This window comes from Streptomyces sp. NPDC037271 (assembly GCF_055603605.1).
This window is the reverse complement of sequence record NZ_JBVJVN010000004.1, coordinates 274,971-296,342: the sequence shown is the minus strand read 5'-3', so window position 1 is coordinate 296,342 and position 21,372 is coordinate 274,971. Positions and strand designations below refer to the sequence as shown.

Genomic DNA, 21,372 nt, shown 5'->3' with positions numbered 1-21,372 from the left:
GGTCGGTGTGCGGTTCAGCCGGCGTACGGGTCCTGCACCTTGCCCGGGCGGGCCAGGAACTCGAAGTCGCAGCCGGTGTCGGCCTGGGTGATCTGTTCGTTGTAGAGGGCGCCGTAGCCGCGTTCGTAGCGGGCGGGCGGCGGCGTCCACGCGGCCCTGCGGCGTTCCAGCTCCTCGTCGTCCACGCCCAACTGGAGGGAGCGCGCCTCGACGTCGAGGGTGATCGGGTCGCCGGTACGCACCAGGGCCAGGGGCCCGCCGACGTACGACTCGGGGGCCACGTGCAGCACGCACGCGCCGTAACTCGTGCCGCTCATCCGGGCGTCGGAGATCCGGACCATGTCCCGCACCCCCTGCTTGAGCAGGTGGTCGGGGATGGGCAGCATCCCGTACTCGGGCATGCCCGGGCCGCCCTTGGGGCCGGCGTTGCGCAGGACCAGCACGCTGTCGGCGGTGATGTTCAGGGCCGGGTCGTTGATGGTGCGCTGCATGGTCCGGTAGTCGTCGAAGACGACCGCGGGGCCGGTGTGCTTGAGCAGGTGCGGTTCGGCGGAGATGTGCTTGATGACGGCGCCGTCGGGGCAGAGGTTGCCGCGCAGGACGGCGACCCCGCCCTCGTCCGCGACGGGGTTGTCCCGGAGGCGGATGACGTCGTCGTTGTGGACGCGGGCGCCGTCCAGCTGCTCCCGCATCGTGTCGTGCGACACCGTGGGCCGGTCCAGGTGGAGCAGGTCCGGGATGCGGGAGAGGAAGCCGGGCAGGCCGCCGGCGAAGTGGAAGTCCTCCATCAGGTACGTCTGGCCGCCGGGCCGGACGTTGGCCAGCACCGGGACCGTGCGGGCGACGCGGTCGAAGTCGTCGAGGGTGAGGGTGACGCCCGCGCGGCCGGCCATGGCGATCAGGTGGATCACGGCGTTGGTGGAGCCGCCGAGGCCGAGGACCGTGGTGACGGCGTCCTCGAAGGCGTCCGCGGTGAGGATGTCGCTCAGCTTCCGGTCCTTGTGGACCAGTTCGACGATGCGCAGGCCGGCCGCCGCCGCCATCCGGTCGTGTCCGGAGTCGACGGCCGGGATGCTGGAGGCGCCCGGGACCGTGACGCCGAGGGCCTCGGCGGCGGCGGTCAGCGTGGACGCCGTACCCATCGTCATGCAGTGGCCGGGCGAGCGCGCCAGGCCGCTCTCCAGCTCCTGCATCTCGCAGTCGCCGATGAGGCCGGCCCGCTTGTCGTCCCAGTACTTCCACATGTCGGTGCCGGAGCCGAGGGTCTCGCCGCGCCAGTGACCGGGGAGCATCGGCCCGGCGGGCACGAACACGGCGGGCAGGTCGACGCTGGCGGCGCCCATGAGCAGCGCGGGCGTGGACTTGTCGCAGCCGCCCATCAGCACGGCGCCGTCGACCGGGTAGGAGCGCAGCAGCTCCTCGGTCTCCATGGCGAGCAGGTTGCGGTAGAGCATCGGGGTCGGCTTCTGGAAGGTCTCGCTGAGCGTGGAGACCGGGAACTCCAGCGGGAAGCCGCCCGCCTGCCAGACGCCCCGCTTGACCGCCTGGGCGCGGTCGCGCAGGTGGACGTGGCAGGGGTTGATGTCGGACCAGGTGTTGAGGATCGCGATGACGGGCTTGCCGAGGTGCTCCTCGGGCAGGTAGCCGAGCTGGCGGGTGCGGGCCCGGTGGCTGAAGGAGCGCAGGCCGTCGGTGCCGTACCACTGGTGGCTGCGGAGGTCCTCGGGGCGCTTGCGGCCCGCCGCGCCTGTCGCGCCCGTCATATCGACCACCCCGCGGCGATGGCGGCGACCTCGGCGCGCTCGCTCTCGGGCAGCGGCTTGCTCGGCGGGCGGACCTCCCTGCGGCACAGGCCCAGCGAGGCGAGGGCCTCCTTGACCACGGTGACGTTGTTGGCGGCGCCGTTGGCGGCGCGCAGTTCCTCGAAGCGGCGGATCTGCTCCCAGACCTTCATGGCGGCCGTGTAGTCGCCGGCCCGGAGCGCTTCGATCATGTTCAGCGAGACGGCCGGGGCGACGTTCACCAGTCCCGAGGTGAAACCGGTGGCGCCGGCGGAGAAGTACGAGGGCGCGTACGGCTCGGCCAGCCCCGCGATCCACACGAAGCGGTCGAGGCCGGCGTCGCGGGCGAAGGCGGCGAACCTGGCGGCGTCCGGGACGGCGTACTTCACGCCGATGACGTTGGGGCAGGCGTCGGCGAGTTCGGCGAGGCGGGCGCCGGTGAGCTGGGGGTTGCGGATGTAGGGCACGACGCCCAGCGCGGGCACGGCCTCGGCGATGGCGCGGTGGTAGTCGACCCAGCCGCCCTGGGAGACGTAGGGGTGGACGGGCTGGTGCACCATCACCATGGTGGCGCCCAGGTCGCGGGCGTGCTCCGCGGAGGCGACCGCGGTCGGCACGTCGTGGCCGACGCCGACCAGGATCGCCGCGCCGTCGCCGGCCTCCTCGACGGTCAGCTCGGTGACGAGGCTGCGCTCGGCCGGGGTGAGCGCGTAGAACTCGCCGGTGTTGCCGTTGGGGGTGAGGGTCGTGATGCCACCGTCGAGAAGACGACGCAGCAGGGTCCGGTAGGTGGCGGGGTCGACGGAGCCGTCCTCGGCGAACGGGGTCACCGGGATCGCCACCACGTCGGCCAGGGCCGCCCGCTGGGACTCGAACGTCGCTGTCATGCCTGACCGTCCTCTTCCTGGGCCTGTGCTCCCGTTTCGGGGAAGGCCCGCTCGACGAACGACGCGATGTGCGCGTGCAGGGCGCGTGCCGCGCCGTCCGCGTCACCGGCGAGGGCGAGGCGCAGGATCTCCTGGTGCTCGCCGGCCTCCCGTTCCCAGGAGGGGTCGGCGGCCCAGGCGACGGCGGAGACGAGGGCCGCCTGGTCGCGGACCTCGTCGAGCATCCGGCCGAGCAGCGGGTTTCCGCAGGGCACGTACAGGGCGCGGTGGAACTCCCGGTTGGCCAGGGAGCGTTCGGCCGTGTCCGTGGCCTGGTCGGCCCGGGTCAGGGCGTCGCTGGCGGCGTCCAGGGAGGCCCCCCGGCGCACCGCGCGCTTGAGCGCCTCGGGCTCCAGGAGCAGCCGCACGTCGTAGACCTCGCGTGCCATGTCCGCGTCCACCATGCGCACCGTGACGCCCTTGTACTGGCTCATCACGACCAGTCCGGTACCGGCCAGCGTCTTGAGCGCCTCGCGCACCGGTGTCTTGGAGACCCCGAACTGTGCGGCGAGGTCGGTCTCGACCAGAGCCTGGCCGGGGGTGAGCCGGCCGGTGAGGATGCGGCGTTTGATCTCCTCCAGCACGTACTGCGTGCGGGAGGGGATCGGCGTGGGCACAGAGGTCATGCGCGCCTCTCGGAATCTCGCGTCGGATGCGCGGACCTCGGACATCCGATCTGGGATATCCGATCTCGCGTATCGCGTCTCATATATGACGTACGGAGTACGACGCGTTGAAGGTAAGAGGGACGCGAAGCCACGTCAATGGTTCTGACAAAGGAAGTTGAGACGGCGCCGCCGCGCCTACGCGGGGCGCGTCCAGCCCGGATCGCGCCCGCTCAGTCCCACCGCCCGGTCCAGCAGCGGGGCGTCGGCGGGGACGGGGACGACGGGTCCGAACATGCCGACGTCCCGGTCGGGCTCCTCGGCGGCGGCGAGAAGGCCGTACGCGGCCTGGAGGGCGGCCGGGTCGGGGCGGTACTCCTGGCCGGTCGCGCGGGCCAGGTCCCAGCCGTGGATCACCAGCTCGTCGGCCACCACGGCGCCGGCGACGGCACCGGGCAGATCGACGCCGCCGGCCCGGGTCATGCCGGTCCAGGCGTCCGGGACGCGCCATGCCTCGGCGAGTTCGCCGAGCACCGTCACGAGTTCCTCGCGCCAGCCGGCGCCGATGTCCGGGACGGTCGCCCCGGGGTCGGTGTCGGTGGTGACGCCCAGGTCCTTGCGCGCGGCGTCGCGGAAGGCGACGGCCAGGCCGGTCAGATGACCGAGCAGATTGCGGACCGCCAGGTCCGGGCACGGGGTCGGGTCCGCGAGCCGCGCGTCGCCGGCACCCTCGGCGAGGCGTGCCAGGATCCGCGTCTGCGGTCCGAGGTCGAGGGCGGGGGTGTCGTGGCTCATGTGCTTCTCCCGAGGACGCGTGGCCGGCTCTCCATGGAGGCAGACCGATCGCGGCCGCGAAACTCATCGGTCGCCGGTCCCGCACCCAAGGCATCTGCCCGATGCCCGCCCCGGCACCTCAGGACCACGATGACCAGGCATGACGGCAAGGACCGCACCTACGAGGAAGACGACGTGGAGGCCCTGGCCCGAGGCCCGCGTCCTGCGCGACCGCAACGCGGGCCTGTATCTCGCCGGAATGGTGGTGTCCAGGGGGGCGCCGGCCCGGCGGCCCTCGGCGGGCGCCGGACGTGGCGCCCCGGAGCCCGCCCCGGACGCGGCGCCGGCCTGATCCGCCCCTCTGCCCGAGCCGCCCGGGGCCCGCCGGTTCACACCTTCGCGAGCCCCGACCGCACCGCCTCCAGATCCCCGTCCGACGCCAGCCCCGCGTGGTACAGCCGCAGTTCCGTCGCGCCCAGCTCACGCGCCCGTGCCGCGTCCGCGGCGAGGGTGTCCGGCCGGCCCCCCATGCCGGAGACCACGGTGAGGTTGGCGGCGAGGACGGCCCCGGCACGGTCCTGCTCGGCGAACGGCGTCAGCAGGCCCGCGCCGCCCGTGCAGGGCACGACCACGCCGTCCGCGACGGACAGGATGTGCGCGGGATCGACGCCGGCGTTGGCGCCGCAGTGGTACGACACCGGGTCGGCGTGCAGCAGGACCTGGAAGCCGTCGGGCGCGGCGGCGCGCACGGCCGTGACGGCCGCCTCCTGGAGGGTGCGGGCGGTGTCGTCCCGCCACGCGCGCGTGGCGTTCGCCGGCGCCTCACCGAGCAGCTTCTCCACGCCCGCCCAGCCGCCGTCCGACGGCGCCGCGCCCCGCCACACCGGCTGAAGGGCGGCGCGTACGGCGGCGGCCAGTTCGTCGGGGTCGAGGCCCTGTCCGCCGTAGCCCGCCCGGCAGTGGGGGCAGAAGCACAGCGACATGAGGTACTGCCCGGCGTCCCCGAGGCCGACGCCACCGGTCTTGTCGTGGGCGTGCAGGTGGGCGAGCCCGTACCAGCCGAGGGACTCCAGTTCGGTGCCGCGTGCCCCGGGGCGCACCGCGGCCTCGGCGGCCAGGTCGGTGAGGTAGGCGCGCGTGGCGGGCTGGGCGATGCAGGGCGCCCAGGGGTAGCGGTCGCCGTAGGCGTTGACGACGGAGGTGTGCGGCTGCTCGGCGCCGAGGCGGGAGCTGTGGGCGAGGACGACCCAGGTGTGCACCTCCAGTCCGGCGTCCGCGAGCGCGGCGGCGGCCTCGCCCCAGGCGTCGCCGGGCGCCCAGTCGCCGGCCTCGTACGGGCGCGGCTCGCGGCCCTCCCAACGGGCGGCGTCCGGCGGGTAGAGGACGGCGGCGTACTCGGCGGTGACGACGCGGTGGCGCGGGTGGCGGGGGGTGAGGGCGCGGGTGGAGTGGTAGGCGGCGGCGAGCGTCACCTGCTCGACGCCGGTGCCCGCGATGAACGCGGGCGCTTCCGGGTCGCCGTTGACGTCCCAGGGGTAGACGAACGCGGAGGCCTTCACTTGCCGCCCTCCTCGCCGAGCACCGCGTAACCCCGCTCGATCACCTGGGCGAGCCGCTTCACGTGGTCCTCGGTCGGCTCCTGCAGCGGCGGCCGTACCTCCCCCACGTCCAGGCCGCGCAGCCGTACGCCCGCCTTGACCAGGGCGACGGCGTACCCGCGGCCCTGGGCGCGCAGTTCGACGAACGGCCGGTAGAAGCCGTCGAGCAGGCGGTGCACCACGGCCTCGTCGTCCGAGCGGAGCGCCCGGTGGAAGGCGAGGGCGATCTCGGGGGCGAAGCAGAACGCGGCGGACGAGTAGAGGGTGACGCCGAGCGCGCGGTAGGCGAGCTGGGTCTGCTCGGCGGTCGGCAGCCCGTTGAAGTAGAGGAAGTCGTCGCCTCCGGGCGCCTCGCCGTCGCCGGGCACCTCGGTGCGCACGGCGCTGATGATCCGCTGCATCAGGTCGAGGTCGCCGAGCCCGTCCTTGAGGCCGACGATCCCGTCCGTTCGGGCCAGTTCGGCCACGCTGTCCGGGGTGAACACGGCGTTGTCGCGCTGGTAGACGATCACGGGCAGGGAGGACGCGGCGGCCACCTCCCGGTAGTGCCGCAGCAGCCCCTCCTGCCCGGCGAGGACCAGGTACGGCGGCATGGCGAGCAGCCCGTCGGCCCCGGCCTCCTCGGCGAGGCGGGCGTAGCGCACGGCGAGGGCGGTGCCGTAGCCCGCGCCCGCCAGGACGGGCACCCGCCCGTCGGTCTCCTCGACGGCCGCCCGCACGCAGGCCTGGAACTCCTCGGGCGTGAGCGCGTGGAACTCGCCGGTGCCGCAGCAGGCGAACACGGCGGCGGCCCCGGCCTCGACGCCGCGCCGCACATGCGTGCGGTAGACGTCGAGGTCGACCTCGCCGCCGGGGCCGTACGGCGTGACGGGGAAGAACAGCGGGCCGCTGGGGGCGGCGAGCCGGGCGGCGAGAGGGGCTGAGGTCACGGGCGCTCCCCATTTCTTGTGCATGGCCGACAGGGTCGGCATGCAGGGTCGTCATCACATTCGTGATCTGCGTCTATATTTCTGAACGCGACCACGCTAAGCCGCCCCGCGAACACCGTCAAGCAGGCGGCCCCTTGACGCGTCACCACCGGTTCTTTAGCGTGTCCACGCATATGAACGGCAGGCGCCCCCACGCACGGTCACCGACCTCGCGGACCTGCAGACGTTCAGCAGACCCAGCAGCCCCACAGGAGACCTAGGAGTCCCGAGGATGCCCGCTCCCCGCACCGTCCTGCTCACCGGCGCCGCCGGCGGCCTCGGCACCCTGATGCGGGACCTGCTCCCCGACCTCGGCTACGAGCTGCGCCTGCTCGACCTGCGCCCGGTCGAGGGCGAGCCGGACGCGATCGTCGCCGACCTCGCCGACCGGACGGCCGTGCGGGAGGCGGTCCGGGGCGTCGACGCGATCATCCACCTCGCGGGCATCTCCCTGGAAGCCTCGTTCGAGAAGATCCTGAAGGCCAACATCGAGGGGACCTACAACCTCTACGAGGCCGCCCGCGAGGAAGGCGTCGGACGCATCGTCTTCGCCTCCTCCAACCACGCCGTCGGCTACACCCCGCGCCCCCAGGGCGACGACCCGCTCATCCCGGTCGACACGCCGCGCCGCCCGGACACCTTCTACGGCCTGTCCAAGTGCTTCGGCGAGGACCTCGCCCAGCTCTACTGGGACAAGCACGGCCTGGAGACCGTCTCGGTCCGCATCGGCTCCTGCTTCCCCGAGCCGACCAGCGTGCGCATGCTCTCGGTGTGGATGAGCCCCGCCGACGGCGCCCGCCTCCTCCACGCCGCGCTGACCGCCGAGAACGTCGGGCACACCGTCGTCCACGGCTCCTCCGCCAACACCCGCCTGTGGTGGGACCTCACCTCCGCGCGGGCGCTCGGTTACGCACCGCAGGACGACTCCGAGCCGTACGCCGCCAAGCTCATCGCCGAACAGGGCGACCTCGACCCGGACAACCCGGCGCACGCCCGCCTCGGCGGCCACTTCGTGACCGACCCCCCGATCTGGCCGTACTGACCGGAACCGGTCGATCACCAGGCGGGCGGGCACCGAACGGGCCCGCCCGCTCCCGTATCCGGGCATCCGCCCTGCCCGTTCCCACCCTCCGCACGGCCGCCTCCCAGGTCCGCGACGGGCACCCGGCGACCGGAACGGGCACAACCGGGCAGTATCGGGTCCGCAACAGGCCTGGTCAGTGCCGCACGGCCGCTGTAGAACTTCCCCCAAGGGCCGCACCGGCCCGAACGGGCAAGGACGCGGCACACGAGGCGGTGAGGCAGGTGTTCGGCATGAGCACGAGGACGGCGGAAGAGCGCCAGCGCGAGATCGTACGCATCGCCCGCGCCACCGGCTCGGTCGACGTCACCGCGCTCGCCGCCGACCTGGGCGTCGCCAAGGAGACCGTACGCCGGGATCTGCGCGCCCTGGAGGACCACGGCCTGGTCCGCCGCACCCACGGCGGCGCCTACCCGGTGGAGAGTGCCGGCTTCGAGACCACCCTGGAGTTCCGCGCCACCAGCCACGTGCCCGAGAAACGCCGGATCGCCGCCGCGGCGGCCGAACTGCTCGGCGACGCGGAGACGGTCTTCGTCGACGAGGGCTTCACCCCCCGGCTCATCGCCGAGGCCCTGCCCCGGGACCGGCCGCTGACCGTGGTCACCGCGTCCCTGCCGGTCGCCGGCGCGCTCGCCGAGGCTGGTGACACCTCCGTCCTGCTGCTCGGCGGCCGGGTCCGCCCGGGCACCCTGGCCACCGTCGACCACTGGACGACGAAGATGCTGGCCGGCTTCGTCATCGACCTGGCGTACATCGGCGCCAACGGCATCTCCCGCGAACACGGCCTCACCACCCCCGACCCGGCGGTCAGCGAGGTCAAGACCCAGGCGATCCGCGCCGCCCGCCGCACCGTCTTCGCGGGCACGCACACCAAGTTCGGGGCGGTCAGCTTCTGCCGGTTCGCGGAGGTCGGCGCCCTGGAGGCGATCGTCACCAGCACACTGCTGCCGACGGCCGAGGCCCACCGCTACTCCCTGCTCGGGCCGCAGGTCATCCGCGTCTGAGAAACCGACTCGCCTCCCCGCAGGCCATCCGCACGCCCTCCCTTGCCCCATACCTCCCCATATGTTCAGGAGCGATCCATGCGAACCCAGAGCCGACGGAGGCCGCGAGCCACGCTCGCCACGGCCGCCGCAGGGACGCTGCTCGCCCCGCTGCTCTCCGGCTGCTGGGTCGGGGCGGGCGGGGCCGGATCCGGCGGCGACGCCATCAACGTCCTGATGGTCAACAACCCGCAGATGGTCCAGCTGCAGAAACTCACCGCGGACCACTTCACCGAAGAGACCGGCATCAAGGTGAACTTCACCGTCCTGCCGGAGAACGACGTCCGCGACAAGATCAGCCAGGACTTCGCCAACCAGGCCGGCCAGTACGACGTCGCCACCCTCTCCAACTACGAGATCCCGATCTACGCCCGCAACGAGTGGCTGCGACCGATGGACTCCTACGTCGCCGAGGATCCGGCGTACGACGAGAAGGACGTCCTGGGGCCGATGCGCGAGTCCCTCACCGGCGACGACGGCAAACTCTACGGCCAGCCCTTCTACGGCGAATCGTCCTTCCTGATGTACCGCAAGGACGTGTTCGAAGAAGAGGGCCTGACGATGCCCGAGCACCCCACCTGGACCCAGGTGGCCGAGCTCGCCGCCGAACTCGACGGGGCCGAGCCCGACATGAAGGGCATCTGCCTGCGCGGCCTGCCCGGCTGGGGCGAGCTGATGGCACCCCTGACGACGGTCGTGAACACCTTCGGCGGCACCTGGTTCGACCAGGACTGGCAGGCGCGGCTGGACTCCCCCGAGTGGGAGAAGGCGACGAAGTTCTATGTCGACCTGGTCCGCGAGCACGGCCAGTCCGGCGCCGCCCAGTCCGGCTTCGCCGAGTGCCTGAACAACATGACCCAGGGCAACGTCGCCATGTGGTACGACGCCACCTCCGCGGCCGGCTCCCTGGAGTCGGCGAACTCCCCCGTCAAGGGCAAGATGGGCTACGCGCCCGCCCCCGTGGAGAAGACCGACTCCGCGGGCTGGCTCTACACCTGGGCCTGGGGCATCCAGAAGGCCTCGCGCAACGCCGACAAGGCCTGGCAGTTCGTCTCGTGGGCCTCCGGCAAGGAGTACGAGCAGCTCGTCGGCGACGAGATCGGCTGGTCCGACGTCCCCGCCGGCAAGCGCGCTTCCACGTACGAGAACCCCGCCTACCGCGCGGAGGCCGCCGCCTTCCAGGAGATGACCCGCGAGGCCATCGAGGGCGCCAGGCCGAACGACCCCGGCGTGCAGCCGCGCCCCGCACCCGGCATCCAGTTCGTCGGCATCCCCGAGTTCACCGACCTCGGCACCAAGGTCTCCCAGGAGATCAGCGCGGCCATCGCCGGACGCCAGTCCGTCGAGGAGGCCCTGAAGAAGTCCCAGCAGCTCGCCGAGAAGATCTCCGAGGAGTACGAGGGACGATGACCGCCACGACAACGGCCCCCTCGGCCGCACCCGACCACGCCCGCCCCACCGTCCGGCCGCCGTCCTCCCGGCTGCGGGCCTGGGCCACCCGGGCCCCCCTCCTCCCCGCCCTGATCTTCATGATCGCGGTCACCCAGCTGCCCTTCGTGGCCACCCTGGTGATCTCCTTCTTCGACTGGAACTCCCTCTACCCGGACGCCCGGCACTTCACCGGCTTCGCCAACTACGGCGACGTCCTCGGCGACCCGGCCCTGCGCAAGTCGGTGTGGACGACGATCCTGCTGACGGTGGCCGTGGTCCTGGCCAGCCTGGTCCTCGGTCTGGCCCTCGCCCTGCTGCTGGACCGCAGGTTCAAGGGCCGGGGCGTGGTCCGCACCCTGCTGATCGCCCCGTTCCTCGTCGTACCGGTGGCGGCGGCACTGCTGTGGAAGCACGTCCTGTACAACCCCGAGTACGGCCTGCTCAACGGCCTGCTGCACTACGTCGGCGGCCCGCAACCGGACTGGATCTCCAACACCCCGCTGCTCGCGGTGGAGGCCGCGCTGGTGTGGCAGTGGACGCCCTTCATGATGCTGATCCTGCTCGCCGGCCTGCAGAGCCGCGACCAGCAGCAGATCGAGGCCGCCCGGGTGGACGGCGCGAGCGACTGGCAGATCTTCGTCCACCTCACCCTGCCCCACCTGCGCCGCTACCTGGAACTCGGCGCCCTGCTCGGCTCGATCTACATCGTGCAGAACTTCGACGCGGTCTTCACCATCACGTCCGGCGGCCTGGGCACGGCCAACCTGCCCTACACCGTCTACCAGAGCTTCTACCAGGCCCACGAGAACGGCCTCGCCTCGGCCGCGGGCGTCCTGGTCGTCATCGGCTCGATCGTCATCGCCACCTTCGCGCTGCGCGTGGTGTCGTCCCTGTTCCGTGAGGAGGCCGGCCGCGCATGAGCGCCACCGCCGTACGACCCGCCGCCACCGGCACCACCGGGGCCAAGCCCGGACGAGCCCGCCGCAAGGCAGGTGCCGGCCTGGGCCTGGTGGCCTGGCTGGCCGGAATCGTCTTCTTCCTGCCGATCGCCTGGATGGCGCTCACCTCCTTCCACTCAGAGGAGGACGCGGCCACCAACCCGCCGTCCTTCGCGGCGTCGCTGACGCTCGACGGGTACCGCGAGTTCTTCGGCGCGGGCGGCGGCGCGAGCCCCTGGCCCGCGCTGATCAACTCGGCGGTGGCGTCGGTCGCCTCCACCCTCTTCGTCCTGGTCCTGGCCCTCCCCGCCGCGTACGCGCTCTCCATCCGCCCGGTGAAGAAGTGGACGGACGTCCTGTTCTTCTTCCTCTCCACCAAGATGCTGCCGGTGGTGGCCGGCCTGCTGCCGATCTACCTGTTCGCCAAGAACACGGACCTGCTGGACAACATCTGGCTGCTGGTCATCCTCTACACCTCCATGAACCTGCCGATCGCGGTCTGGATGATGCAGTCCTTCCTGGCCGAGGTCCCGGTCGCGATCATCGAGGCGGCCCGCGTGGACGGCGCGAAGCTGCCGACGATCCTGGCGAAGGTGGTCGCGCCCATCGCCCTGCCGGGCATCGCCGCCACGTCGCTCATCTGCTTCATCTTCAGCTGGAACGAACTGCTCTTCGCCCGGGTGCTGACGGGCGTGGTCGCCGAGACCGCCCCCGTCTTCCTGACCGGCTTCATCACCAGCCAGGGCCTCTTCCTGGCCAAGGTCTGCGCCGCGTCGCTCGTCATCTCCCTGCCGGTGCTCGCCGCGGGGTTCGCCGCCCAGGACAAACTGGTCCAGGGCCTGTCGTTGGGAGCCGTGAAATGAAGGCCGCCGTCATCGAGTCCGTGGGCCGTGCCGTCGTCACCGAGGTCCCGGACCCGACGCCAGGGCCGCGCGAGGTCGTCGTCGAGGTCGCCGCCTGCGGCCTGTGCGGCACCGACCTGCACATCCTCCAGGGCGAGTTCGCGCCCAAGCTCCCGATCGTGCCCGGCCACGAGTTCGCCGGCGAGGTGGTCGGTGTCGGCGCCCAGGTCACGGAGGTGGCCGTCGGCGACCAGGTCGCGGTGGACCCGTCCCTGTACTGCTACGAGTGCCGCTACTGCCGCACCGGCCACAACAACCTCTGCGAACGCTGGGCGGCCATCGGCGTGACGACGGCGGGCGGCGCGGCACAGTACGCGGTCGCACCGGTCGCGAACTGCGTGAAGCTCCCCGAGCACGTACGCACCCAGGACGCCGCCCTGATCGAACCGCTCTCCTGCGCGGTCCGCGGCTACGACGTCCTCCAGTCCCGCCTCGGCGCCCACGTCCTGATCTACGGCTCCGGCACGATGGGCCTGATGATGCTGGAGCTGGCCAAGCGGACCGGCGCGGCCAGCGTGGACGTGGTGGACCTCAACCCGGCCCGCCTGGAGACCGCCCGCGGCCTCGGCGTCTCGGCCTCCGCCGCGACCCCCGACGAACTGGACCGCCCCCAGGGCTGGGACCTCGTCATCGACGCCACCGGCAACGCGGCGGCGATCCAGGACGGCCTGGACCGGGTCGCCAAGGCCGGCACCTTCCTCCAGTTCGGCGTCGCCGACTACGCGACGCGCGTACAGATCGACCCGTACCGCATCTACAACCAGGAGATCACCATCACGGGTTCGATGGCGGTCCTGCACAGCTACGAGCGCGCGGCGGAGCTGTTCGCGAACGGTGTCCTGGACCCGGACGTCTTCATCAGCGACCGCATCGCACTGGACCGCTACCCGCAGGCGCTGGAGCAGTTCGCGGCGGGCGTGGGCCGCAAGATCGTCGTCGTGCCGTAGCACGGGGGTCCGGGGGCGCAGCCCCGGGGACGGGAAGGGAAGGGGCGGCGGGGGCGAGACCCTCCGGGCCGGCCGCCCCACCACCGCGCTCCCCGATTGGCCCCCGGGTAAGGGAACGGTAAAACGGCCTCGCTCGTTCACCCGGCATGACAGCTATGACCCCCGGCTCGAACATCCCCCTCTCCGCCGCCCGCGTGACGGTGGACGTCGCCGCGCCCGTGCGGCTCGACGTATCGGGCCTGCTGCTCACCGCCGACGGCAAGGTGCGCTCCGACGACGACTTCATCTTCTACAACCAGCCCACCGGCCAGGGCGTGACCTACCGCTCCGGCGGCGGCACCGCCCCGGACGCGATCGTGGTCGACACCTCCGCCGTCCCGCCGGGCATCGAGAAGATCGTCGTCACCGCCAGCCCGGACGCCGCCGGGCAGTCCTTCCAGGGCATCGAACCGACCGCCACCATCCGCAACGCGGACGACAACTCCGTCCTCGCCACCTTCACGCCCCCGCAGCTCGGCACCGAGACCGCACTGGTGATCGTGGAGGTCTACCTGCGCAACGGCGTCTGGAAGGCCCGCGCGGTCGGCCAGGGCTACGCCAACGGCCTCGCCGGCATCGCGACGGACTTCGGCGTCTCGGTGGAGGAGCCCGCCGCTCCGGCCGCCCCGGCCGCCCAGCCCGCCGTCCCGCCGACCCCGCAGCGGTCCCAGGCGGCCACCCCGCCGCCGCCCGCCGCCGCGCCGACGATGCCCTCCGCTCCCCCGGCGGCACCGGCCGCCCCGCCCGCCCCCGCCCCGGGCGCCGGCAAGATCAACCTCGACAAGGGCAGGGTCAGTCTCCAGAAGAACCAGACCGTCTCCCTCGTCAAGGGCGGCCGGCCGGTGCTCTCCCAGGTCAAGATGGGCCTCGGCTGGGAGCCGGCGTACCGCGGCAAGGACATCGACCTGGACGCGTCGGTCATCGCGTACGGCCCGCAGCGCAACCACATCGACAGCTGCTACTTCGGCAAGCTCCAGATCGTGGGCGGCGCGATCAAGCACTCCGGGGACAACCTCACCGGCGAGGGCGGCGGCGACGACGAGGTGATCACCGTCGACCTGGGCCGGATCCCGCAGGAGGTCAGCGGCCTGGTCTTCACGGTCAACTCGTTCTCCGGCCAGAAGTTCACGGAGGTCGCCAAGGCCTACTGCCGCCTCATGGACGCCGCGACCGGTGAGGAACTGGTCCGCTTCGACCTGACCAGCGCCGAACCGCAGACCGGCGTGATGATGGCGAAGCTGATCCGTCAGTACTCCGGCGAGTGGGAGATGACCGCCATGGGCGACTTCGTCAAGTCCCGCACGGTCCGGGGCATGGTGAAGCCGTCGGCCCAGGCGCTGTAGCAGCCGGTCGGCGGGGCGCCCCCGGCTCCGGGAACGCCCCGCCGACGGCCTACGCCCGCAGCCCCTGCCACATCAGCGACAGGTACCGCCGGACGGACGTCCCGTGCTCCCCCTCCGTCGACTCGGCCGCCGTCGCCACCCCGTGCGCCAGCCGCAGCACCTCGATCGGCTCGACGTCCGCGCGCAGCGTGCCCGCGTCCTGCGCGGCCCTGACCAACCGCGTCACCGCGCCCCGGACGCAGTCGCCGCACGACGCCCGGTCCGCCGCCGGGCCGCCCTCCGTGACGGTCGTGCCCAGCAGCGCCTTGAGCCCACGCACCTGGAGCATCCCGGCGGCGAGCTCGCCGAGCCACGCGACCAGGGCGTCGCCCGGCGCCAGCTCCCCCGCGATGACGTCCGCACGCGCCGCGATGGCCTCGATCCGTTCCAGGTAGGCGGCCTCCAGCAACGCCTGCCGCGTCGGAAAATGCCGGTACAGCGTGCCGACGCCGACACCGGCGCGCTTGGCGATGTCGTCCAGCGAGGCGCCCTCACCGTGCTCGGCGAAGGCCTGTGCCGCCACCACGAGCAACCGCTCACGGTTACGCCGGGCGTCCGCACGCATGGCCCTGACCTGCGCCATCCCGTCACTCCTGCCCACCAGGCAACCTTCCGCGCACCCTACCGCGCGGCCTGGGCCGGTCGGCTTCCCGGGCGGCGAGCAGCGGAACCGTCCGGAGGGCGGCGACCGGGAGGAGGGCGGCCACCGCTCGGGCGGGCGAAGCGTTACCGGCGCTTCTGCCGCTTCCACGGCCCCGTGATGGCGAGCATGATGCCGGGGTCCTGGATGTTGGCGTACAGGGTGCGGCCGTCGGGCGAGAAGGTGACGCCGGTGAACTCGCTGTACTCGGGCTCGTCTTCGGAGCCGACGTTCAGTTCGTTGCGGGCGATGGGGTAGGTGCGTCCGCTGTCGGTGGCGCCGAAGAGGTGCTGGACTCCGTCGCCGTCCTCGGCGATGACGATGCCGCCGTACGGGGAGACGGTGATGTTGTCGGGGCCGTCGAAGGCGCCGTCCGCCGACGGGTCGGGGTTGACGCCGAGGAGGACCTTCAGGGTGAGGGTGCGGCGCCTCGGGTCGTAGAACCAGACCTGGCCGTCGTGCGGCCGGCCGGGGCTCTCGTCACGGGCGAAGGAGGAGACGATGTACGCGCCGCCGTCGGCCCACCACATGCCCTCCAGCTTGCGGGCGCGGGTGACCTGCCCGTCGGTGAACTGCTTGCGCACGGAGGTGGTCCTCGCGTCGCGGTCGGGTACGTCGATCCAGTCGACGCCGTAGACGGTGCCGGTCTTCGTCGCGCGGGAGAGGTCGTCGACGAACTTGCCGCCGGAGTCGAAGCACTTGAACGCCTGGAGGACGCCGGCGTCGTCGGCGAGGGTGCGCAGCCGGCCGCGGCCGTGCCGGAAGCCCTCCGGCGGGGCCCAGCGGTAGAGGAGTCCGTTGGGGTTGGAGGCGTCCTCGGTGAGGTACGCGTGGCCGCGCCGGGGGTCGATGACCACGGCCTCGTGGGCGTAGCGGCCCAGCGCCTTGATCGGCTTGGGGTCGCGGTTGGCGCGCCGGTCCTCGGGGTCGACCTCGAAGACGTAGCCGTGGTCCTTGGTCATCCCCTCCTCGCCGGCCTTGTCCTCGGTCTCCTCGCAGGTCAGCCAGGTGCCCCAGGTGGTGCTGCCGCCCGCGCAGTTGGTGGCGGTACCGGCGATGCCGACCCACTCGGCGACATGGCCGCCGCGGCGGACCTCGACGACGGTGCAGCCTCCGGCGGCGGCCGGGTCGTAGACGAGGCCCTCGGTCAGCGGGACGGGGTGGGGCCAGTCGTCGCGGTGGCCGCCGAGTTCGTGGTTGTTGACCAGGAGGGTGGTGCCGCGCGGGCCGTCGAAGGCGGCGGTGCCGTCGTGGTTGGACGGGGTGTACTCGCCCGACTCGAGCTTGGTCCGGCCGCAGTAGGTGATGATCTCGTACCGGAAGCCGGCGGGCAGGGCGAGGATGCCGTCCGGGTCGGGAATCAGCGGTCCGTAACCGACCCCGCCGTGGTCGTGCCCATGTCCGTGGCCGCGTCCGTGCTCCTCCCCCGCGCTCTCGGTGTCCGTGGACGCGAGGGCGTTCGGGGCGGTGGCGAGGGAGCCGACGCTGCCCGCCAGCACGACTGTGGCGCCGGTGAGCGCGGATCGGCTGGCGAAGTCCCTGCGGGTGAGCGACATGGTGTCTCCTGTGACGGTGGACGTGCCGTGGAGGGTGGCGGACCTCGGTCGGCGACACGGTTCCGCCCACGTCTGAACGGGAATCCCGCCCGTGCCTGAACGGGAGTTGAACTGGCGGAGAGCTCTCCCCACGCGCGCACCGGACCCGTACGCGCCCCGTGGACGGGAGCGTGGATGCCCGCGCCGCCGGCCCCTCCCCGACGGCCCGCCCCGCCCGGCGTCAGCCGCCGTGCTGCGACCGCGCCTTGAACGCCGCCTTGCGCGCCTCCTTGGCGATCTTCTTGTCGGGGTGCAGCCGCCCCATCGCCTCCAGGACGTCCGGCGTGGCCGGGTGGTCGACCCGCCAGGCCGTGTCGAAGAACCCGCCGTGCTGCCGGGCCAGGCCCTCCACCAGGGCGCGCAGTTCCTCGGAGTTGCCCTCGGCCGCGAGCTGTGCGGCCACGGTGTCGATGGTCAGCCAGAAGACCATCTCCTGCGGCGGGGCCGGCACGTCCCGGGCGCCGTGCTCGGTCAGCCAGACCCGGGCGAGGCCGCCCAGCTCGCCGTCGTCGAGGACCTCCCGCAGCGCGGGCTCCGCCTCGGCGCCGACCAGGGACAGCGCCTGCTGGCAGCGCAGCCGGCGCAGGGGCGCGCCGGTGTCCGTCCCGCGGGCCGCCGCCAGCAGTTCGCGGGCCGCGGCGAGCGGACTCCGGCCGGCCAGCCACAGCTCGGTCTCGGCGTGGGCGGCGGCCGGCGGGAAGGGGGCCGTGGCGTCGAGCAGGACGTCGGCGCCCTTGTCGGCGAGGTCGCCGACGGCGGGGGCGTCGAAGCCGGCCTCCAGCAGCCGGGCGCGCAGTCCGTACAGGCCGAGCGGGGTGAGCCGCACCATGCCGTAGCGGGCGACGTCGGCCTCGTCCACGGGGGCCGCGGGCTCCTCGTCCGCGTCGGCCATCAGGGCCTCGTCGACCGGCTGGTACTCGACGAGGCCGATGGGCTCCAGCAGCCGGAACTGGTCGTCCAGCCGCATCATCGCGTCGGACACCTGCTCCAGCACGTCGTTGGTGGGCTCGCCCATGTCGTCGGGCACGATCACGGACGCGGCCAGCGCGGGCAGCGGCACCGCGGCGTCACCGGGGCGGTCCTCGCCGGCGGTGAGCAGGTAGAGGTTGCCGAGCACGCCGTCGAGGAACTCCGCCTCGGCCTCCGGGTTCCAGTCGAGGGACGACAGGTCGACCTCGCCGCCCTCGGCCATCGCGTCGACCAGGTCGTCGAGGTCGGGCACGCTCGCGTCGGCGAGCACCGCCTCCAGGGCGGTGAGCCACAGCCCGAGCACGTCCTGCGGGGAGCCGCCGGTGAGCAGGGCGAGGTCCTCGCCCGTCGCGACGGTGCCCGTCTCCTCGTCGGTGACCTCGACGAGCCCGGTGTCCACGGCGATCCGCCACGCCTCGCTCGCGTACGCCGCGGCGTCCTCCCCGCTCAGCCCGAGCTCTTCGGCCGCCGCCGGCAACTGCTCCTCGACGAGTCCGCCCCCGGCGTCGACGCGGGTGTCCGGGCCGGCCCAGCGGGCGAGCCGGGCGGCCCGGGAGAGCACCGGCGCGGACAGCGCGTCGCGGGCCAGCTCCGCCTCGGGACGCAGCCGTGCGGGCGGCAGGGTGGAGCGGTCTGACATCGGCTGTTTCTCCTCGCGCGCCTTGATCACCGTACGGCCGTCCGGACGCCGTACGGCTCAACAGCTCAGCCTAGACGGGTTTCCACCCATGCCGCCCGGTTCATCTCCCCGACGGGTGGAGTACATGGCCGAAACCTTGACAACGGGACTGGCCAGGCAGGAGATTGACGCGCGTAGAAGTGGGGGGACAAGTGTTCACTCAGGTCCACGTGTGCGCTGCGGCCCCTCGCGTCACACCCTCGTTCCGTCGCGCCCACCCCCGTTCCATCGCCCCACCCTCGTCCCGGCGCTCCGTCACGTCCCCGGAGGGATCACGTTGGCCAGCAAGTCCTCCACGCGCCTCGCCGCGCTCACCGTCGCCGCCGTCTGCTCGGCGGCGTCCACGGTCGTCCTCACCTCGCCCGCGCACGCCGACTCCGTGCGCGTGCACGACATCCAGGGCAGCACCCGGCTGTCGCCGTACGCCGGCCAGCAGGTCACCGACGTGGCCGGAATCGTCACCGGTGTCCGCGGCTACGGCTCCTCCAGAGGCTTCTGGATCCAGGATCCGCGGCCGGACGCCGACCCGGCCACCAGCGAGGGCGTCTTCGTCTTCACCGGCTCCACCCCGAAGGGCGTCGCCGTCGGTGACGCGGTCACCGTGTCCGGCACGGTCTCGGAGTACGTCCCGGGCGGCACCTCCTCCGGGAACCAGTCGCTGACCGAGATCACCCGCCCGGCCTTCACGGTCGTCTCCAGCGGCAACGAGGTCCCGGCCGCGACGACCGTCTCCGCCCGGTCCGTGCCGCGCGCGTACGCCCCCGAGGGCGACGCGGCCGCGAACGGCTCGGTCAACGGCCTGACGCTGCGGCCGGAGAAGTACGCCCTGGACCTCTACGAGTCCCTGGAGGGCATGAACGTCCGCGTCGCCGACGCCCGCGTGGCCGGCGCGACCGACCCGTACACCGAGCTGTGGGTCACGGTGAAGCCCTGGGAGAACGCCAACCGCCGCGGCGGCACGGTGTACGGCTCCTACGACTCCCAGAACACCGGCCGCCTCCAGATCCAGTCCCTGGGCAAGCCGGCCGACTTCCCCGACGCCCACGTGGGCGACACCCTCGCCGGCACCACCGCGGGCCCGCTGGACTACAACCAGTACGGCGGCTACACGCTGGTCGCGAGCGAGATCGGCACCCTGGAGAGCGGGGGCCTGGAGCGCGAGACGACGCGCCGGCAGAGCAGCCGCGAGCTGGCGGTGGCGACGTACAACGTCGAGAACCTCGACCCGTCCGACGGCACCTTCGCCGCGCACGCCGAGGCGATCGTGCACAACCTCGCGTCGCCCGACATCGTGTCCCTGGAGGAGATCCAGGACAACAACGGCGCCACGGACGACGGCACGGTGGCCGCCGACGCGACGGTCGGCAAGCTGATCGACGCGATCGTAGCGGCGGGCGGCCCGCGCTACGACTGGCGGGGCATCGACCCGGTGGACGGCGAGGACGGCGGCCAGCCCGGCGGCAACATCCGCGCGGCGTTCCTGTTCAACCCGGAGCGGGTCTCCTTCACCGACCGCGGGGCCGGCGACGCGACCACCGCGACCGGGGTGACGAAGGTGCGGGGCAAGGCGGCGCTCACCCACTCCCCCGGCCGCGTGGACCCGGCGAACCCCGCCTGGGAGGACAGCCGCAAGCCGCTGGCCGGCGAGTTCGTCTTCCGCGGCCGGACGGTCCTGGTCATCGCCAACCACTTCAACTCCAAGGGCGGCGACCAGGGTCTGACCGCCCAGTACCAGCCGCCGTCGCGCGGCTCGGAGACGCAGCGCCACCTCCAGGCGAAGGCCGTGAACACGTTCGTCAAGGACGTCCTCGCCACCCAGAAGAACGCCGACGTCGTCGTCCTCGGCGACATCAACGACTTCGAGTTCTCGAGGACCACCCGCATCCTGGAGGACGACGGCGCCCTGTGGTCGGCGGTCAAGTCGCTGCCGCGCAGTGAGCGTTACTCGTACGTCTACCAGGGCAACAGCCAGGTCCTCGACCAGATCCTGGTCAGCCCGTCGATCCGGCGCGGCGGACACCTGTCGTACGACAGCGTGCACGTCAACGCCGAGTTCCACGACCAGATCAGCGACCACGACCCTCAGGTGCTGCGGTTCCGTCCGTGACCGACCGCCGGTGGGGGCGGGTTCAGCGGGGCACCAGGCCGAGGGCGTGGTCGTACCGGCTGACCCCGCCGCCGCTGGTCATGCCCGGCCAGTTCTGCACCCGCTTCCACAGGTCCGATCCCGAACCGACGCCGTCGCCCGGTGCGGCGAGGGCGTCGATGTGGGCCTGGGCGCTCTCCCACTCGGCGTAGTTGAGGACGCGGGTGCCGTCGGTGCTGAGGTGGAAGTGGGCGGAGATGCCGCCGGGGTGCGGCTCCGGCTCGCTCTCCAGGGCCTCGAGGACGGCGTCGACCCATGCGCGCTGCCGCTCGGGGTCGGGCCCCTCGAACTCGACGTCGACGATCACGATGCACCCCGGGACGGGCGCCGTCCCGTTGTCGGCGCGGGTGGCGCTGCGGTAGCGCCGGTACCGGCCGAGTCCCAGCCGCTCGATGCCCGGCACGGCGGTGTCGATCTCGTCGACGCGTTCCTGCCGGTGCGTCTTGACGAAGGACTCGTAGGCCTGCTCGCTCGCCCACTGCGAGTGGTGCAGCAGGGTGCTGCCGTCGTGGCCGGTGTAGACGTGGTAGCCGAGCAGGTCGTCGGCGGGCCAGGGGCGGCGCTCCCAGGTACGGGCGATGGCGTCGACGGTCTGCCGCTGCCGCTCGGGGGTGCCCACCCGCCAGGTGCTGAAGAAGGGGGCCTGGACGTCCGGGCGGACGAGTTCGGGGTGTGCGTCGGTACGGCGGGTCATGCCGGCCTCCACTGCTCGGTGGTCGTCGGGTGCACGCCGGGTGCGTTCCGGGTGCACGCACCACCCTTTGGCCTCGACCAAGGTTGAGGTCAAGCCGAGATCGAGGTCAAGTGCCCGCCGGGGCCGCTCCGGTACCGGTACGGGGGGGGGGGGGGGGGGGGGGGGGGGGAGGGGGGGGGGGGGGGGGGGGACAGCAGCCGGGTTGCTCCGCGCCCTCTCCGCGCTCGCATGGGG

General features: G+C 72.7%; 19 protein-coding genes. 9 read left to right on the top strand and 10 right to left on the bottom strand.

Annotation, left to right across the window (positions count from 1 at the left end; all coding sequences use genetic code 11):
* Positions 1–14 precede the first annotated feature (14 nt).
* The 4 genes from araD to ACZ7G3_RS11165 form a co-directional block, all read right to left on the bottom strand.
* Positions 15–1,763: an L-arabinonate dehydratase gene (gene araD / locus ACZ7G3_RS11180; protein ID WP_470924826.1), complete on the bottom strand. Its 1,749-nt coding sequence runs from the start codon at positions 1,761–1,763 to the stop codon at positions 15–17.
* A complete protein-coding gene (locus ACZ7G3_RS11175) occupies positions 1,760–2,668 on the bottom strand; it encodes a dihydrodipicolinate synthase family protein (protein WP_426599552.1) in 909 nt (302 codons plus the stop codon). Before ACZ7G3_RS11175 ends, araD begins: the two co-directional genes overlap by 4 nt.
* Entirely contained in the window at positions 2,665–3,333 is a 669-nt protein-coding gene (locus ACZ7G3_RS11170; protein ID WP_426599553.1) for a GntR family transcriptional regulator, read from the bottom strand. The genes ACZ7G3_RS11175 and ACZ7G3_RS11170 overlap by 4 nt, the downstream gene beginning before the upstream one ends.
* 177 nt (positions 3,334–3,510) lie before the next feature.
* The gene (locus tag ACZ7G3_RS11165) at positions 3,511–4,107 is read right to left on the bottom strand and encodes a TIGR03086 family metal-binding protein (RefSeq protein WP_470924824.1); all 597 of its coding nucleotides are present in this window, start codon (positions 4,105–4,107) and stop codon (positions 3,511–3,513) included.
* A gap of 139 nt (positions 4,108–4,246) precedes the next feature.
* On the opposite strand from ACZ7G3_RS11165, the gene ACZ7G3_RS11160 reads away from it, so the two are divergent.
* The gene (locus ACZ7G3_RS11160) at positions 4,247–4,438 is read left to right on the top strand and encodes a hypothetical protein (protein ID WP_470924822.1); all 192 of its coding nucleotides are present in this window, start codon (positions 4,247–4,249) and stop codon (positions 4,436–4,438) included.
* A 37-nt stretch (positions 4,439–4,475) separates the two neighbouring features.
* Here ACZ7G3_RS11160 and ACZ7G3_RS11155 read toward each other — a convergent pair whose 3' ends face one another.
* Positions 4,476–5,645, bottom strand: a complete 1,170-nt coding sequence (locus tag ACZ7G3_RS11155) for a hypothetical protein (protein ID WP_426599555.1) — start codon at positions 5,643–5,645, stop codon at positions 4,476–4,478.
* The gene (locus ACZ7G3_RS11150) at positions 5,642–6,613 is read right to left on the bottom strand and encodes a 5-dehydro-4-deoxyglucarate dehydratase (RefSeq protein ID WP_426599556.1); all 972 of its coding nucleotides are present in this window, start codon (positions 6,611–6,613) and stop codon (positions 5,642–5,644) included. Before ACZ7G3_RS11150 ends, ACZ7G3_RS11155 begins: the two co-directional genes overlap by 4 nt.
* 271 nt (positions 6,614–6,884) lie before the next feature.
* Here ACZ7G3_RS11150 and ACZ7G3_RS11145 point away from each other — a divergent pair, with 271 nt between their 5' ends.
* From ACZ7G3_RS11145 to ACZ7G3_RS11115, 7 genes are all read left to right on the top strand, one after another.
* Positions 6,885–7,694, top strand: a complete 810-nt coding sequence (locus ACZ7G3_RS11145; protein ID WP_470924820.1) for an NAD-dependent epimerase/dehydratase family protein — start codon at positions 6,885–6,887, stop codon at positions 7,692–7,694.
* A gap of 272 nt (positions 7,695–7,966) precedes the next feature.
* Positions 7,967–8,737 (top strand): DeoR/GlpR family DNA-binding transcription regulator, encoded by a 771-nt coding sequence (locus ACZ7G3_RS11140; RefSeq protein ID WP_426599558.1) that lies wholly within the window; start codon positions 7,967–7,969, stop codon positions 8,735–8,737.
* Positions 8,738–8,815: 78 nt separating this feature from the next.
* Complete coding sequence (locus ACZ7G3_RS11135; protein ID WP_470924818.1) at positions 8,816–10,186, top strand: ABC transporter substrate-binding protein; 1,371 nt, start codon at positions 8,816–8,818, stop codon at positions 10,184–10,186.
* Complete coding sequence (locus tag ACZ7G3_RS11130) at positions 10,183–11,127, top strand: carbohydrate ABC transporter permease (protein ID WP_470924816.1); 945 nt, start codon at positions 10,183–10,185, stop codon at positions 11,125–11,127. The genes ACZ7G3_RS11135 and ACZ7G3_RS11130 overlap by 4 nt, the downstream gene beginning before the upstream one ends.
* Positions 11,124–12,008 carry a carbohydrate ABC transporter permease gene (locus tag ACZ7G3_RS11125; RefSeq protein ID WP_470924814.1) on the top strand — a complete coding sequence of 295 codons (885 nt, stop codon included), beginning with the start codon at positions 11,124–11,126 and terminating at the stop codon, positions 12,006–12,008. Before ACZ7G3_RS11130 ends, ACZ7G3_RS11125 begins: the two co-directional genes overlap by 4 nt.
* The gene (locus ACZ7G3_RS11120) at positions 12,005–12,994 is read left to right on the top strand and encodes a zinc-dependent alcohol dehydrogenase family protein (RefSeq protein WP_470924813.1); all 990 of its coding nucleotides are present in this window, start codon (positions 12,005–12,007) and stop codon (positions 12,992–12,994) included. The genes ACZ7G3_RS11125 and ACZ7G3_RS11120 overlap by 4 nt, the downstream gene beginning before the upstream one ends.
* 155 nt (positions 12,995–13,149) lie before the next feature.
* On the top strand, positions 13,150–14,376 hold the full coding sequence (locus ACZ7G3_RS11115; RefSeq protein WP_470924957.1) for a TerD family protein: 1,227 nt from the start codon (positions 13,150–13,152) through the stop codon (positions 14,374–14,376).
* 49 nt (positions 14,377–14,425) lie between these two features.
* Here the strand turns inward: ACZ7G3_RS11115 and ACZ7G3_RS11110 are convergent, their stop codons facing one another.
* The 3 genes from ACZ7G3_RS11110 to ACZ7G3_RS11100 all read right to left on the bottom strand — a co-directional run bounded on the left by ACZ7G3_RS11110 (position 14,426) and on the right by ACZ7G3_RS11100 (position 18,259).
* A complete protein-coding gene (locus ACZ7G3_RS11110; protein WP_470924812.1) occupies positions 14,426–14,998 on the bottom strand; it encodes a TetR/AcrR family transcriptional regulator in 573 nt (190 codons plus the stop codon).
* 143 nt (positions 14,999–15,141) lie between these two features.
* A complete protein-coding gene (locus ACZ7G3_RS11105) occupies positions 15,142–16,611 on the bottom strand; it encodes an alkaline phosphatase PhoX (protein ID WP_426599564.1) in 1,470 nt (489 codons plus the stop codon).
* Positions 16,612–16,831: 220 nt separating this feature from the next.
* Positions 16,832–18,259 (bottom strand): hypothetical protein, encoded by a 1,428-nt coding sequence (locus tag ACZ7G3_RS11100; protein WP_470924811.1) that lies wholly within the window; start codon positions 18,257–18,259, stop codon positions 16,832–16,834.
* A gap of 316 nt (positions 18,260–18,575) precedes the next feature.
* On the opposite strand from ACZ7G3_RS11100, the gene ACZ7G3_RS11095 reads away from it, so the two are divergent.
* Positions 18,576–20,405, top strand: a complete 1,830-nt coding sequence (locus ACZ7G3_RS11095) for an endonuclease/exonuclease/phosphatase family protein (RefSeq protein ID WP_470924809.1) — start codon at positions 18,576–18,578, stop codon at positions 20,403–20,405.
* A 22-nt stretch (positions 20,406–20,427) separates the two neighbouring features.
* Here the strand turns inward: ACZ7G3_RS11095 and ACZ7G3_RS11090 are convergent, their stop codons facing one another.
* A complete protein-coding gene (locus ACZ7G3_RS11090; RefSeq protein WP_470924807.1) occupies positions 20,428–21,138 on the bottom strand; it encodes an antibiotic biosynthesis monooxygenase family protein in 711 nt (236 codons plus the stop codon).
* Between the last annotated feature and the right edge of the window lie 234 nt (positions 21,139–21,372).